This window comes from Thiobacillus denitrificans DSM 12475 (assembly GCF_000376425.1).
GTDB classification, from domain to species: domain Bacteria; phylum Pseudomonadota; class Gammaproteobacteria; order Burkholderiales; family Thiobacillaceae; genus Thiobacillus; species Thiobacillus denitrificans.
Window position 1 is genome coordinate 92,441 of the sequence record NZ_AQWL01000008.1, and the last position, 15,037, is coordinate 107,477.

10 protein-coding genes are annotated in these 15,037 nt (G+C 64.5%); 7 read left to right on the forward strand and 3 right to left on the reverse strand.

Annotated features, from left to right (window positions below; genetic code table 11):
• The first annotated feature begins 11 nt into the window (after positions 1 to 11).
• The 7 genes from B059_RS0113340 to B059_RS20830 are packed head-to-tail and all read left to right on the forward strand — an operon-like array spanning position 12 to position 12,297.
• Positions 12 to 329 (forward strand): hypothetical protein, encoded by a 318-nt coding sequence (locus B059_RS0113340; RefSeq protein ID WP_018078757.1) that lies wholly within the window; start codon positions 12 to 14, stop codon positions 327 to 329.
• Positions 326 to 694: a GPW/gp25 family protein gene (locus B059_RS0113345; RefSeq protein WP_018078758.1), complete on the forward strand. Its 369-nt coding sequence runs from the start codon at positions 326 to 328 to the stop codon at positions 692 to 694. The genes B059_RS0113340 and B059_RS0113345 overlap by 4 nt, the downstream gene beginning before the upstream one ends.
• A complete protein-coding gene (locus B059_RS0113350) occupies positions 691 to 3,438 on the forward strand; it encodes a putative baseplate assembly protein (protein ID WP_018078759.1) in 2,748 nt (915 codons plus the stop codon). Before B059_RS0113345 ends, B059_RS0113350 begins: the two co-directional genes overlap by 4 nt.
• Positions 3,435 to 6,410, forward strand: a complete 2,976-nt coding sequence (locus B059_RS19100) for a putative baseplate assembly protein (protein ID WP_018078760.1) — start codon at positions 3,435 to 3,437, stop codon at positions 6,408 to 6,410. The genes B059_RS0113350 and B059_RS19100 overlap by 4 nt, the downstream gene beginning before the upstream one ends.
• A complete protein-coding gene (locus B059_RS0113360) occupies positions 6,407 to 8,461 on the forward strand; it encodes a hypothetical protein (protein WP_018078761.1) in 2,055 nt (684 codons plus the stop codon). The genes B059_RS19100 and B059_RS0113360 overlap by 4 nt, the downstream gene beginning before the upstream one ends.
• Positions 8,462 to 8,496: 35 nt before the next feature.
• On the forward strand, positions 8,497 to 11,934 hold the full coding sequence (locus B059_RS19965; RefSeq protein WP_018078762.1) for a DUF6519 domain-containing protein: 3,438 nt from the start codon (positions 8,497 to 8,499) through the stop codon (positions 11,932 to 11,934).
• Positions 11,935 to 11,946: 12 nt separating this feature from the next.
• Positions 11,947 to 12,297 (forward strand): hypothetical protein, encoded by a 351-nt coding sequence (locus tag B059_RS20830; protein WP_157273699.1) that lies wholly within the window; start codon positions 11,947 to 11,949, stop codon positions 12,295 to 12,297.
• On the opposite strand, the gene B059_RS19110 is transcribed toward B059_RS20830, so the two are convergent.
• The 3 genes from B059_RS19110 to B059_RS0113380 all read right to left on the reverse strand — a co-directional run bounded on the left by B059_RS19110 (position 12,209) and on the right by B059_RS0113380 (position 14,802).
• A complete protein-coding gene (locus tag B059_RS19110) occupies positions 12,209 to 12,856 on the reverse strand; it encodes an MFS transporter (protein ID WP_018078763.1) in 648 nt (215 codons plus the stop codon). The genes B059_RS20830 and B059_RS19110 overlap by 89 nt on opposite strands.
• Before the next feature lie 106 nt (positions 12,857 to 12,962).
• Positions 12,963 to 13,256, reverse strand: coding sequence for a hypothetical protein (locus B059_RS0113375; RefSeq protein WP_018078764.1), 294 nt, complete (start codon positions 13,254 to 13,256; stop codon positions 12,963 to 12,965).
• Between the two features lie 91 nt (positions 13,257 to 13,347).
• A complete protein-coding gene (locus tag B059_RS0113380; protein ID WP_018078765.1) occupies positions 13,348 to 14,802 on the reverse strand; it encodes a DEAD/DEAH box helicase in 1,455 nt (484 codons plus the stop codon).
• Between the last annotated feature and the right edge of the window lie 235 nt (positions 14,803 to 15,037).

Here is a 15,037-nt window from a genome sequence, read left to right on the forward strand (position 1 = left end):
GGAGAGCGACCATGCCGGCACCCATACTTCATCTCGGCGCCACGGTGACCTGCATCCATGCGGGGCCGGCGACACCGCTCACGCCCTTTCCGCGCGTATTGGTGAGCGGCCAGCCGGTGACCACGCTGACCACGCCCTACGCGATCACTGGCTGCGCCCTCACTGGTACGCCCAATCCGCCCTGCGTCACCGCGCAATGGGTGACGGGCGCGGTGCGGGTGCTGGCGGGCGGCGCGCCGCTGTTACTGCAAACCGGGCAGGCGGTGTGCGTGCCAACCGGCACCGGCTTGTTGCCACTGGTGGTACAACCCAGGGTGCTTGCGACATGAGCCAGATCGACTATCCATTCCATTTCGACGGCCGCGGCCGCACCGCGCAGACGGACACGTCCAGCTACATCCGCGACCTCATCGAACAGGTGCTACTCACCGCGCCAGGCGAGCGCGTGATGCGGCCCTCCTTCGGCAGTGGCGTGATGCAGCTGGTGTTCGCCGCCGCCAGCCCCGAAGTCGCGGCGACTACACAATTCCTGATCCAGGGTGCGTTGCAGCAATGGCTCAGTGATGTCATCACCGTCGATGCCATCGACGTTCAAGCGCAGGACAGCGCCTTGCTCATCACCGTGCAATACATTGAAAACCGCACGCAAACGCGCGGCGTGGCGCGGATCAGCGCACCTGGAGTTGCGCCATGAAGTACTACTGCTGCGACCAGCGCCGCCGGGAAGTGGTGAAGCTGAACAGCATGCTCAACGGCCTGGAATATCTGGAGGTCCACGACAGTGGCCTGCCCGGCGATCCCGCGCGCCAGCTCACGCTGTTCGTGAAATTCCTGCGCCCGGGGCCCGCACTCGGCAAAGACCAGCTCCGCATCGAGGGCGGCGAGCGCATCAAAAGCGTGGACATCGAGTGGATCGCGATCGCCAATGCGCTGCCCGCCAGCGAACCGCCTGGCCTGGTGGACGGCCTTGCGCCGCTCAACGAATTCCTGGTGATCCGCACCAAAGTTTACGGCGATTTTTCCATTTATACCTTGAGCCTGGTGAGCGGACCCGGCAGCGACACCCCGCCGGCAGGTTTTGATCCGCGCCTGAGCGAGATTCAGTTCTCCTTCAAGGTGCAGTGCGAATCGGACTTCGATTGCGTCACTGTGACGCCCTGCCCGACGCCGCCAACAGTGAACCCGCGTCTCGATTATCTCGCCAAGGATTACGCCAGCTTCCGCCGTCTGATGCTGGACCGCATGAGCGTGCTGATGCCCGAATGGCGCAGCCGCAACGCTGCTGATATCGGCGTCACCGTGGTGGAACTGCTGGCCTATGTCGGCGACCAGCTTTCCTACCAGCAAGACGCCGTTGCCACCGAGGCCTACCTCGCCACTGCGCGCAAGCGCACCTCGCTACGCCGCCATGCGCGGCTGGTGGACTATAGGGTTCACGAGGGCTGCAATGCGCGGGTGTGGGTGCGGCTGTTCGTCAACGACGACGGGGTGATGATGCAGCGCGGCACCCCGCTGCTCACGCGCGCACCCAACACAGCCGAGCGCATCGTCCCGTCCGGCGATCAGCTGCGTGATGCACTGGCGAACGGTTCGCTGGTGTTCGAGACGGTGGAAGACACACTGCTCTATCAGGATCACGAACGCATCAGTTTTTACACCTGGGGCGGGCGTGAATGCTGCCTCCCCAGGGGTGCGACGTATGCGACGCTCAACGGCCATTACCCCAATCTCAAGGCAGGCGACGTGCTGGTGTTCGCGGAAGAGCTCGGCCCCCGCACCGGCTTGGCCGAGGATGCCGACCGCACGCATCGCTGGCCAGTGCGCCTCACCGATGTGCGTCTGGCCAGCGACCCCTCCGGCGGCCTGTTCCTGCCGGTACCCAACAATAATCCGCTGGATGTCACCGAAATCCGCTGGGTGGAACAGGATGCGCTGCCGTTTCCCCTATGCCTGTCGACCACCACCGACAAGGATCACGGCGCGGCCTATCTCGGCGAGGTGAGCGCGGCCTACGGCAACATCGTGCTGGCCGACCATGGCCGCACGCTGACGGGCGAAGACCTGGGAGAGGTCCCTGCCTCGCGGCTCACCCTTGCATCCACCCGCGACGTATTAAGCTGCAAGCGCCCGCCGTTGCAGGCCGTGCCGCCGCGTTTCCGGCCGCGGCTGCTGGAACGTCCGCTCACGCACGCCTTGCCGCTTACGGCTGCACCCTTGTTCGCCTTCACCGCGACAGCGGCCATCATCACCGCATTACAGACGCGCAGTTTTACGCCGGCACTGCACGATGCGTTGCAGGCGCAGGGCGTGGTGTTGCAGGCAGGGCTGGTGGGGGTGCAAGGCGGCAATGGCATGTGGTCGGTGTCCGATGGTACGAGCGCCTACCACCTGCGGCTGGACAGCGGTCAGGTGCAGGTGTCGCCGCTGGCCGATGCCGCGATATTGATCACCGCCGCCGATCCACAGCGCGCCCGCCCTGCCGTCTCGCTCGCCAGCAATTACCAGGGCACGCCAGACACATGGCTGCCGCGCCCCGACCTGCTCGCCAGCGATGCAGCGGCGACCGAGTTCGTGGTGGAAAGCGAGTACGACGGCGGCGCCTTGCTGCGTTTCGGCGACGATTATCACGCCAAGCGTCCCGACAGCGGTACCACCTTCAGCGCGAGCTATCGCGTCGGCAACGGCACGGCGGGCAATATCGGTCTGGAGTCCATCGCACACATCGTCAGCAACGATGCGCGGCTGCTGCGCGCGTCGAATCCGCTTCCGGCGCAAGGCGGCAGCGACCCGGAGAACGCCGAGGACATCAGGCGCGATGCACCGGAAGCGTTCCGCACCCAGGAACGCGCCGTTACACCTGAGGATTACGCGGAAGTCACCGAGCGCCATCCCAGTGTGCAGCGCGCCGCTGCCACTTTCCGCTGGACCGGCAGTTGGTACACGGTATTTCTCACCGTCGATCGCAAGGGTGGCGGCGAGGTGGATGCGGCTTATGAACAAACCATCCGCGACCACGTCGAGCGATATCGCATGGCCGGCTACGATCTGGAAGTGAACGGCCCGAGTTATGTGCCCATGCTTCTGGAAATGACGGTGTGCGTGAAGCCCGATTATTTCCGCGCCGACGTGCGCGCCGCGCTGATGCGGGTATTCAGCCGGGGCTGGCGGGACGATGGCACGCCTGCGCTGTTCCATCCCGACAGCTTCACCTTCGGCCAGCCAGTGTACCTCAGCAGACTGTATGAAGCGGCACAGGCGATCCAGGGCGTGGCCTCAGTGGTGATCAACACCCTGCAGCGCCTGCATGCGCCGCCCGACCCCAAGCCACTGGATGACGGCGTGCTGACCATCGGACGCCTGGAGATCGCACGGCTGGACAACGACCCCAACTTTCCCGAACGGGGTGTGTTCAAACTTTCGACAGGAGGCGGCAAATGAGCGGCGAAGAACGTACATCGCAAGACGCCTGCGGCTGCTGTGAAGGCGTGAGCATGCAGGCGCCGGAAGTGCTCTACAACCGCCCGGGGCTCTCCGCCATCGCCTACCGCATCGGGACGCACAGCAAGGTGCTGGCCAGCCTGCGGGCGCGGTTGTCCTCGCAGGATTACCCCGCGCTTGCGAAACTGCGCACTCGCGACAGCGATGATTTTTCCATCGCGCTGCTGGACGCCTATGCCTGCATGGCCGACGTGCTGAGTTTCTATCAGGAGCGCCTCGCCAATGAATCCTATCTGCGCACTGCCGGCGAGCGGCTGTCGTTGAGCGAATTGGCACGGCTGATCGGCTATCGCCTGCGGCCCGGTGTAGCTGCGGAGACCTATCTCGCCTTCACGTTGCAAGAGCCGACGCCACAACCCGCGAGCACCGAACCCAGGCAGGCTTCCGGGGTGCCCGACAGGGTGACGCTGGGCGTCGGCATCAAGGTGCAGAGCATGCCCGGCCCCGACGAAAAGCCGCAGATCTTCGAGACTGTCGAGAGCATCGAGGCGCGGCCGGCATGGAACGTCCTGCTGCCGAAAATGCGCGAGATGAGACTGCCGGTGTTCGGCACCAGGGTTGTTTACCTGCAGGGCGTCGCGACGCAACTCAAGGCGGGCGACGCGCTGCTGTTCGTCGGCACGGAGCGTGAAAACAATACGGGCAACGAAAACTGGGATTTCCGCCGCGCGCAAGACGTGGCGCTCGACAGCACCGCCGATCGCACCGTGGTCACGCTGGATCGCGGCCTGGGTACCGCCTTGCCCTACGTCGCGCCATCGGCCAATCCCAAGGTGTACGCGCTGCGCCAGCGCGCCTCGCTGTTCGGCTACAACGCCCCCGACTGGCGGGTGATGTCCAACGACATCAAATGCGGCTATCTGGGCTTGCCGGCCGGCTCGGCCGTCACCGCCACCGAATGGCCCGGCTTCACCATCGCCGACATCTCCGATCCGCCGAGCAGCATTGCCACCGGCATGGGTCTCTTCGGCGAATATTTCGACAACATCAATCTCACGAGTCGCAAGCTTGTCCGCACCGACACCACGGTTGACTTCGACTGGGGCAGCGGCTCGCCCGATGCGCTGATCGGCGCCGACACGTTCTCGGTGCGCTGGACAGGCTGGGTGCATGCACCGTCGTCCGGCACATACAGCTTCCACACCACCTCCGATGACGGCGTGCGCTTGTGGGTCGACAATCACCTGATCATCAACAACTGGACAGATCACGGCGCTACCGAAAACAGCGGCAGCATCACGCTCAGCGCCGGCAAGAAATACGACATCAAACTGGAGTATTACGAGAACGGCGGCGCGGGGACCATCAAGCTGTCGTGGACGCCGCCGGGGGTGGCCAGGCAGATCATCCCGCAAGAGCGACTCTATCCGCGCAACGTCCATACGCTGCATCTGGACGCGCTCTATCCGCAGATCGTGCACGACGGCTGGCTGGTGCTGTCCATACCCGAGTATCAGGAGCTGTATCAGGTCGATACCGCGGGCGAGGATGCGCGCGCCAGCTTCACTCTTGCCGGCAAGACCACGCGGCTGACGGTGAAAGGCGAGAACCTGCGCGAGCTATTCAACGAACGGCTACGCGAGACAGCGGTGTTCGCAACCAGTGAAAAACTGGCGCTGGCGGAAACGCCCATCACAACCGACGTGGCGGGAGACTTGCTGCGCGTGGACCGCAAAGTTGAAGAACTTGCGCCAGGCCGCACGCTGATACTCAGTGGAACCACCACCGCCGGCGAGGAGGCGAGCGAAGTGCTGACGCTACTGAAGACCGAGCCGGATGGCGACACCAGCAAGATTTTCTTCACCACCTCGCTGCAGCATCAGTACCAGCGCGGCAGCGTCAAGCTCTACGCCAACGTCGCGCTCGCCGTGCACGGCGAGACCGTGCACCAGATCCTCGGCAGTGGCGCGGCACAACTCTCCCATCAACGCTACACCCTCAAACACTCACCGCTGACCTACGTTGCCGCCGAGAGGGAGACCGGTGCCGAGGCCGCATTGGAGGTTCGTGTCAACGACATCCGCTGGAACGAGACACCCACGCTCTACCGCGCCGGCACCGATGACCGCGCCTACGTACTGCGCGTGGACGAAGACGGTGCGGGAACCATCCAGTTCGGCGACGGCCGCCACGGCGCGCGCCTGCCCACCGGCCAGGATAATGTTCGCGCCGTTTATCGCAAGGGCATCGGCACGGCGGGCAACCTGCAAGCCGGCCAGCTCTCGCAGCTGCTCACGCGCCCGCTGGGCCTGAAAGCGGCGAGCAACCCGCTGCCTGCAGAGGGCGGCGTGGATGCGGACAGCGCAGACCATGCGCGGCGCAATATACCGCTCGGCGTACGCACGCTCGGGCGCGTGGTCTCGGTGAAGGATTACGAAGACTATGCGCGCGCCTACGCCGGCATCGCCAGGGCCCAGGCCACCGTGCTAAACACCCGCGCGGGGCGCACCGTATTCATCAGCGTTGCCGGCGATGACGGCGGCCAACCACCGGGTTCGACGCTTACCAAGCTGCTCAACGCGCTCAAACAAAACGGCGACCCGCTGGCGCACTGTGAAACAGCGGCATACAACGAAGCGACCTTTCGCCTTGCGCTGCGCGTCAAACGCGACCCGGATCACGATGGCAAGAAGGTGCTGGCCGACGTCGAGGCTGCGCTGCGTGACGCCTTTTCCTTCAATGCGCGCGACTTTGGCCAGATTGTCTCGCGCTCCGAGATCATCGCCGTGGCTCAGCAGGTGGAGGGTGTGCTGGGTGTGGACCTGGATCGCTTCTACCGCGGTACTGCCATCGCGCTGGAAGAACGCCTGACGCCTTCTGCAGCGGCGGTCGATGCACAGGGCAAGGGCATCGCCGCCGAGCTGTTGCTGCTCGCTACCGGGCCGTTTGATTATCTGAAAGAGATGACGTGAACACTGCCGCCGATCGCCTCTACGAACTGCTGCCCGCCATCCACCGCATCCGCGATGCGGAACAGGGCTATCCGCTGCGCGAGCTGCTCGCCTTGATCGCCGAGCAGGTGGCAGCCATCGAGGAAAACCTCGAACAACTCTACGACGACCAATTCATCGAGACCTGCGCGCCGTGGGTGGCGCCCTACATCGGCGACCTCATCGGTTATCGCACCTTGCATGGCGTCGTGCCCAATGTGGCTTCACCGCGCGCCGACGTGGCCAATACCATCCGCTACCGCCGCCGCAAGGGCACGGCTTCCATGCTCGAGCAACTGGCGCGCGATGTCACCGGCTGGCCGGCGCGGGCGGTGGAGTTCTTTCAACTGCTCGGCTGGGCGCAGAACATGAATCATCTGCGCATGGGGGCGCACTATGCGCCAGATCTGCGCAACCAGGAAAGACTACACTGGCGCGACACCGCCTTCGATGCGATCGCGCACACCGTGGATGTGCGGCGCATCAGCACCGGCGCCGCGCGCCACAATATTCCCAACATCGGTTTATATCTGTGGCGGGTGCGCGCGTTTCCGCTGACCCGCTCGCCAGCCGTGGCCGATCCAGCCATCGGCGGCGGCCTGTGCTTCCGCTTCAATCCGCTGGGTGTCGACATGGCGCTTTACAACACGCCGGAGACGGAAGAAGAGATCACTCATCTCGCCGAACCGCGCAACGTGCCGATGCCGCTCGCGCGCCGCTTGCTCAAGGCCCGTCTCGACGACTACTACGGCAGCGGCAAGAGTCTGTGTCTGGAGCTGGATGGCAATCCGCCGCAATTGATTGCGCGCAATCACATCCGCATCTGCGATCTCAGCGACATCAAGGACGGCGGCGGCAATGTCATCGCCTGGGCGCACAAGCCTGCTGCCGGCTCCGGGCTGGTGGCCATTGATCCGGTGCTGGGCCGCATTGCGTTCGCCGACGCGCCTGCCGCCGCTCCGCTGGTGAGCTTTCATTACGGCTACACCATCGCCATCGGCGGCGGCGAATACGAACGTGGTGATCCGGCCGTAGCGGTCACGCCGGTGCACACCGTGCAGGGTGGTGCAGCGCTGCAGCTGGCGCTCGACGCGGTGCAGAACGGCGGCACGGTGGAAGTGACCGACTGTCGCCGTTATGTGGAGACGCCCAGCATCACGGTGAATGCCGGCAAGACGGTCGTGCTGCGCGCGGTCAATGGCGCACGCCCGCTGCTGGCAGCGAGCGGCGACATCGCACTCAATCTCGGCGCCGGGGCCACGTTGATCCTCGACGGCTGGGTGATCAGCGGCGGCACGCTGATGATGGCCGCCTTCGCGGACACTCAACCGCGTCATCTCGTGCTGCGCGATTGCACCCTGATCCCCGGCCCGCGCAGCAAGGGCGACGGATCGCCGCCGCAAGACCACGATCCCGGCCTGGTGGTAAGCCATGCTTTCGCCAGGGTGGAACTGGAACGCTGCATCACCGCGCCGCTGCATATCGCCGCCGATGCCGAAGTCTCGCTAATCGAGTGCATCGTGGATGCAACCGCGCAGAATCTCATCGCCCTGCGCGGCCCCGGCACCGACGCACTCGCACCTGGCGGCGCACTCACGCTGGAAAGCTGCACCGTCATCGGCAAGGTCCACACTCAGCAATTGACGCTGGCCAGCGATTGCCTGTTTGTCGCCGCACTCGACGCGGGCGCTGACACATGGAAGGCGCCGCTGTGGACCGAGCGCCGTCAGCAGGGCTGCGTGCGGTTTTCCTGGGTGCCGCCCGGCTCGCGCACGCCGCGCCGCTATCACTGCCAACCGGAAGAAGGCGATCAGGAAACGCGGCCGCACTTCACCTCGCTGCGTTACGGCGACCCCGCTTATTGCCAGTTGCGGCAGAGCACTCCGGACAAGATCCGCCGCGGTGCCCACGACGAAAGCGAGATGGGCGTGCTGCACGGCCTGTATCAGCCGCAGCGCGAGACGAATCTGCGCGTGCGGCTGGAAGAATATCTGCGCTTTGGCCTGGAAGCGGGATTGATTTACGGAAGCTAGAGGGCGGCGCTGCCGCCACGATAAGGGGAATAGTCATGAGTGGAGATTACAGCCGGGTTCGATTCGATCCCCGCATCGACCTGTCCGGCGTCCTGATGCAGCAAGGACGCGTGCAACTGGATTCGGATTGGAACGAGTGGGTGGCAGTGCTGGACAGGCGCCTGCGCGCCGAGAGCGTGGATACCTTCGGGGTGCATCCGACACCGGGCATCGCCGGCGTGGCGGTTGTCTCGCCGCAGACCCCGGACGCGTTCAAGATACTGGCCGCCGGAGGCGATATCACCATCGGCCGCGGCCGCATGTATGTGGACGGGCTGCTGGCGGAGAATCACGGCGGCGGCACCCCTGAGTTTGATGCGGTGCTCGCCGAGCTACGCGGACAAACGGCGCTGGCGTACAACCAGCAGCCGTATTTTCCTGCACCGCCAGCCTTGCCTGGCGGCGGACCGCACCTCGCCTATCTCGAAGTGTGGCAGCGCGAGCTCACCCATCTCCAGCAACCCGATCTGGTGGAACGTGCCGTGGGTGTGGATACCACCACACGCCTGCAGACCGTGTGGCAGGTGCGCCTGCTGGCCAATGTCGACAGCGCCGACTGCGCCACCCCTGATAGCGCAGTGGCCGGCTGGCAAACGCTCATTGCGCCATCGGCCGGGCGCATTTCCATCAAGGCGGAGGGCGTGCCGCCCGATCTCGATCCCTGCGAATTGCCGCCCAGCGGCGGCTATCGCGGGCTGGAGAATCAGCTCTATCGCATCGAGATACATGACGGCGGCGCCATGGGCGCGGCGACGTTCAAGTGGTCACGCGATAACGCCAGCGTGGCGAGCAATGTGACGGAAATCGTCTCCCATACCGCGACCGCCACCGAGCTCAAGCTGGCCAGCCTGGGCCGCGACGCGGTGCTGCGTTTCAACACCGGCGACTGGGTGGAGATCCTAGACGACCGGCGCGAGCTTTCAGGCGAGAACGGCGACCCGGCGCTGCGCCGCGGGGTGATGCGCAAGATCACCGTCGATGACGCCAAGCAGACCATCAGCTTTTCACCCGCATTGCCGGCGAATCTGATTCCCGTCGGCGGCACCGACACGCTGGACGCGCGCCACACCCGCGTACGCCGCTGGGATCAAAAGGGTACGGTGCGCGACGCCAACGACAATGTCATCGTCAATCTCGACGCGGCGGCCAGTAGCGGCCTGATCCCGGTGCCGGCGGCGGGTGTCTGGGTGGTGCTGGAAAGCGGCATACAAGTGCAGTTCGAACTCGATCCTTCCGGCGGAGGATTCCACTGCGGGGACTATTGGGTGTCCGCGGCGCGCACCGCCAACACTTCGGTGGAAACCTACACGCAAGCACCGCCGCGCGGCATCCATCGACATTATGCGCGGCTGGCCATCGTCACCTTCCCCGACGACGAGACCGACTGCCGGGTGGAATGGCCGCCCGAATGCGGCGGATGCTGCACCGTCAATGTCGCGCCCGGCGAAAACATCCAGACTGCGATCGACTCGCTGCCGGACCAAGGCGGTTGCGTGTGCCTGAAAACGGGGGTGCACAACATCAGCGCGGCCATTCAGGTGCGCTCGTCACGCATCATCCTGCGCGGCGAGAGCCCCGGCGCCATCGTGCGCTCGGCGGGGCTCGACAGAAGCTTGCAGATCGGCGACGCCACCACGCCGGTGAGCGACATCACCGTCGAAGGCATACGCTTCGAGGCGACGGCCGCCGCTGCCAATAATATCGGCGCGCTGTTGTACCTCGAAAACTGCATGCGGGTGCGGGTGGAGCACTGCGTGCTTGCCGTCACGGTCACGCCGCCGCAAGTGCCACCCTCCTACGTCGGCATCAATTTGAGCGGCGCAAGGGATGTCGATTTGACCGCCAATCGCCTGGACAACTTCCTCATCGGCATCCTGAGTAGCGATTATCAGGACGGTCTACGCATCAACGACAACGCCATCGCAGGCATCACCGGCGTGTTCCTCGGCCAGGACGGCAGTTCCCTCGGTCAATACGGCATACGCATCGACACCGATCACACCCAGGCCTGCCGCATCGAGAACAACCGCATCCGCCATTTCTGGGTTGGCATCTTGCTGCGCCATCAGGCCGCGGGTTCGCTCATTGCTGACAACCGCATCAGCCGCAGCGCCGGCATCACGCAGGACACGTTTCCCTCTGATGCCGCGCAACTGCGCCAATATCTAAATACCCGCCTCTACGCCATCGATATTGACGCCGCGCTATGCGAGGTGCGCGGCAACCAGATCGACCTGCTCTCCGCTGCATGGGGTGGCATCCGGGTCAGCGGCGCTCATGCAAGCATCGCAGCCAACATCCTGGGAGCGATCGCCCAGAAGGGCCAGTTGACGGTGCCCGCCGGCATCTATTGCGGCGCCGATGCAAAAAATGGCCTTGGGGCCGATCATGCCGTAGTGCGCGACAATCAATTGCTGGGCCCGCAATCAGGCGTCGTCGTCTCGCGCATCGCCGGGCCGGTCGTCAATGGCAATCACCTCGACGGTGCAGGCGGCGGATGGTACGGCGTGCGGGTGGATGATTGCACCGGCGGCCGTATCGAGCACAACGACATGCGCGCATTATTCTTCGCCGTGCATCTCAGCGAAGGCGAGCGCAACCGCGTCGCGAACAATCGCATCGACCAGGCAGGCACCGGCATCACCTGCACGCAGGAAACCGACCTGGAGGTCAGCGGCAACACCCTGCAATCCTGCCTGCTTCTGGGGATGGCACTGTTCGTGCGCGGCACCGTTGCCCTGCTCGAAAACCGGGTGCTCAACTGCGGTTACGCTTCGGCTTTATCGGTGGGCATCGGCGTGTACGCCGAAGAGGTGTGGACGCCTTCCGGCTCCCATCTGCGCATCGAAGACTGCGAGGTGCTCGACACTGGAATCTCCGCCGACGGCAACCAGGTCACCGCCGTCAGTGCCCTCGGCATCGGCGGCTGGATGCCGGCCTGCCAGATCAGCGGCAACCGCGTCGGTTATACCCAGCCCGCCAGGTTCGATCCCCTGCAAGAACACCGCGCATTACTGCTGATCGGGCCGCTTGCCCTGCATTACAACCTCGCCGCTGGCGAGATTGCCTTGATGTTCGGAAGCGCGCAGGTGAACGATAACCACTTCCGTGGCCCGGGCCGTACCCACTTGGTGGAATTCATGCGCATCCAGTTCACCGACGATATCGACCTGCGCTTCGAGAAGGTGGCCTTCAACAATAATATCTGCGACCACCTCGGCGCCGAGGCAAGCGACGTGGGCGCTACCGTGCGCCTGTGGGGCGGACACTTGATCGCCATGGGAAATCACGTCAAGGCCGCGGCCAACGTCAACGCCATGTCGCTGTCCAACCGCAACAAGATCGTGCTGATGGGCAACATCACCACCGGGGATTACATCCACACCGGCACCGCTATCCCGTTACCGATCAACAATTTCAACGTCAAAATTTAAGGAGCGTACGGCATGGACATCAAGACACTGGAACAGGCGCTCAAACTGCAAAATGACCTCACCGCCCGACTCGCACAAAGCCTGGAATCGCAGCGCACGGGCAAGATGCCGGCCATTGAAGTGCTTCTCAAGGAAAAGGAGCAAATACTTGCGAGTGCCCAAGCCGAAGTCGAAGCCGCCATCAAGGAGCGTGATGCGGCCGTAAGCCGCTGGGACGAGCGAGTCACGCAACGCAAGGCGAGCGTCGCCAAACTGCAAGAAGAAATGAATGCTCTCAAAAAACAACTTGCAGAACGAAAAGACACGCCCAAAGACAGGAAAATTGGAAATATAAAAAAAGAACCGCGCAGAAAAACCCGGTAAGCAGCAGGCGCCAGCCAGAAAAACCGGTCAGGATGACGCCCGCGCTGATGAGCATCGCAGCGCGCCATCCCACGCCGACAACCGCTTCCGACAGCGGCACTCCGGCGAGCACACCGCCGAGATTGCCGAACAGGAGGGAGATGCCTGCTACGGTGGCGAAGCGGTTGGCCGGGAACCAGTGGCCGGCGAGTTTCATGCAGGCGACGAACGCGACGGTGATGGAGGCGCCGATCAACCCCCGGCCAAGACGGGCCATCCACAAGTCATCGGCCTGTGCAAACAGCATGATTCCGATGGCGAAGACGATGACCGCAGCGATGGCCGCCCGGCGCGGGCCCACGGCATCGACAAGCAGCCCGCTGGGAATCTGCATGGCGGCGTAGGCGTAGAAGTAGATGGCGGAGAGGTTGCCGAGCATCGTCGCGGCAATGCTGAAGTCGCGCATCAGTTCGTCGACCATCACTGCCAGGGCGACACGCTGGAAAAAGCCGACGAAATAGAGGCTGGCGAGCAGCCTCCAGGTCAGCCGGGCCAGCGACACGGACGGCAGGCGGGACATGCTGCCGGATGGATGCGGACTAGCCTATTCCGGCCTCACGAAACATTGAATTGAGCCATGCACGATCATTTCGGGGGGATTCGGGTGCCCGGAGCCGCGGTCAGCCTCACGCCGTCAGCAAGCCCTGGCGCGCGAACAACCATAATTGCCGACGGGTCAGTTCGGCGACGGTTGCCCGCGGCATGTCCAATCCCTGACCGGCCAGCGTGGCCTGCATGATGACCACGAGGTCATCGGTCGTGAAGTTCGTCGTCGTTGGCGGGCGTGCCCTGGCAGCGATTGTGCTGATGGCGAGCCGTTCCTGTAAAGCCGATCGACTAGCGCCGCGATGGGCGAGATTCAGAAATCTGAAAAAGCCATGGCCCGTATTGCGCGGGCTACGCAATACGGGCCATGGCATGGGTGGATCGAATTCCCTGGGGCATCCGAGGCGGTGGTGAATCAGGGCAGATTCGCCACCGCCCGAACGATCCGGGCGCCGATGCCAGTAATTAATGCCCGCGCGTACCCGGCTTGGACGAGAACAGCGCTGCCTGCGGGCGCGGCTTGCGCGCATGCGAGGCGGGCTGCGGGCCAGGCTTGGGTGCGACGTTCGCTGTGCCGGAGCGGGCGCCGCCTGACGCAGGCTTGGCCTGCGACGAACGACCTCCGCCGCCATTGCGACCACCGGACTGGCCCGGACGGGCATTCTGCCCGCCCTGTCCTTGTCCCTGACGCTGGCCGCCGCGCCCTTGCGGCGGACGCGGCGGGCGCTCGTCGGACATCAGGTCGGCCTTGGCCGGCGGCACGAAGCCGGGTTCGATCTCGACCCGCACGATCGAGCGCTTGATCAGCTTTTCGATGTCGCGCAGATAGCTCATTTCTTCGTCGTCCACCAGCGACAGCGCCGAGCCGGTGGCGCCGGCGCGGCCGGTGCGGCCGATGCGATGGACATAGTCTTCCGGCACGTTGGGCAATTCGAAGTTGACCACCTGCGGCAACTGGTCGATGTCGATGCCGCGCGCGGCGATGTCGGTGGCCACCAGCACGCGCACGCTGCCGTCCTTGAAGCTAGCCAGCGCCTTGGTGCGCGCCGACTGGCTCTTGTTGCCGTGGATCGCGGCGGCGCTGATGCTGTCCTTGTTCAGCTTTTCGGCCAGCTTGTTGGCGCCGTGCTTGGTACGGGTGAACACCAGCACCTGCTGCCAGTCGTGGTGCTTGATCAGATGCGCCAATAGATCCCGTTTGTGCGCCTGCGGCACGCGGTGCATCGACTGCTCGACGACTTCCACCGTGGTGTTGCGGCGCGCCACCTCGACACTCTTCGGGTTGTGCAGGAGGCCGTTGGCCAGCGTCCTGATCTCGTCGGAGAAGGTTGCCGAGAACAAGAGATTCTGGCGCTGTTTCGGCAGCACCGCGAGCACTTTCCTGATGTCGCGGATGAAGCCCATGTCGAGCATGCGGTCGGCCTCGTCGAGCACCAGGATCTCGACGCCCGACAGGTCGACGGTCTTCTGCCCCAGGTGGTCGAGCAGACGGCCCGGCGTCGCCACCAGGATGTCGACGCGCGACTTCAGCGCCTTGAACTGCGGGTTGATGTTGACGCCACCGAACATCACCATCGAGCCGAGCGACAGGTATTTGCCGTAGGTCTTCACCGACTCCTCGACCTGCGCGGCGAGTTCGCGCGTCGGCACCAGGATCAGGCAGCGCGGGCGCCCCGGCTTCGGCGCCTGCGCGGCGCGCGTCGACAGATGATGCAGGATCGGCAGGGTGAAGCCGGCGGTCTTGCCGGTGCCGGTCTGCGCGGCGGCGAGCAGGTCGCCGCCAGCCAGCACCTGCGGGATGGCCTGCGCCTGGATCGGAGTGGGCGTGGTGTAGCCGGTCTCGGCAACAGCGCGCAAGATGGGTTCGGCCAGGCCAAGCGTGTCGAAGCTTGGGCTGGCTAGTGTGGTTTCAGTGATCATGTAAGTTCCTGCGACGGCCTGTTGCGCTTGTGGCAACACCAATCGAGGCAGACGAATGGGGGTGATATCGGAATAAAACGGCCGCGTACCGATTGGCTGGGTACGGGAGGCCGCACTATACCGGCTCTACCCGGGAGCAGCAACGCTTTTGTCCGGAAAGTATGTGACGCATGGCCGGACGCGCTACTGTTCGATGCCCGGCTGGGTTCTATATTGCGATATGTTCCCCACCCGC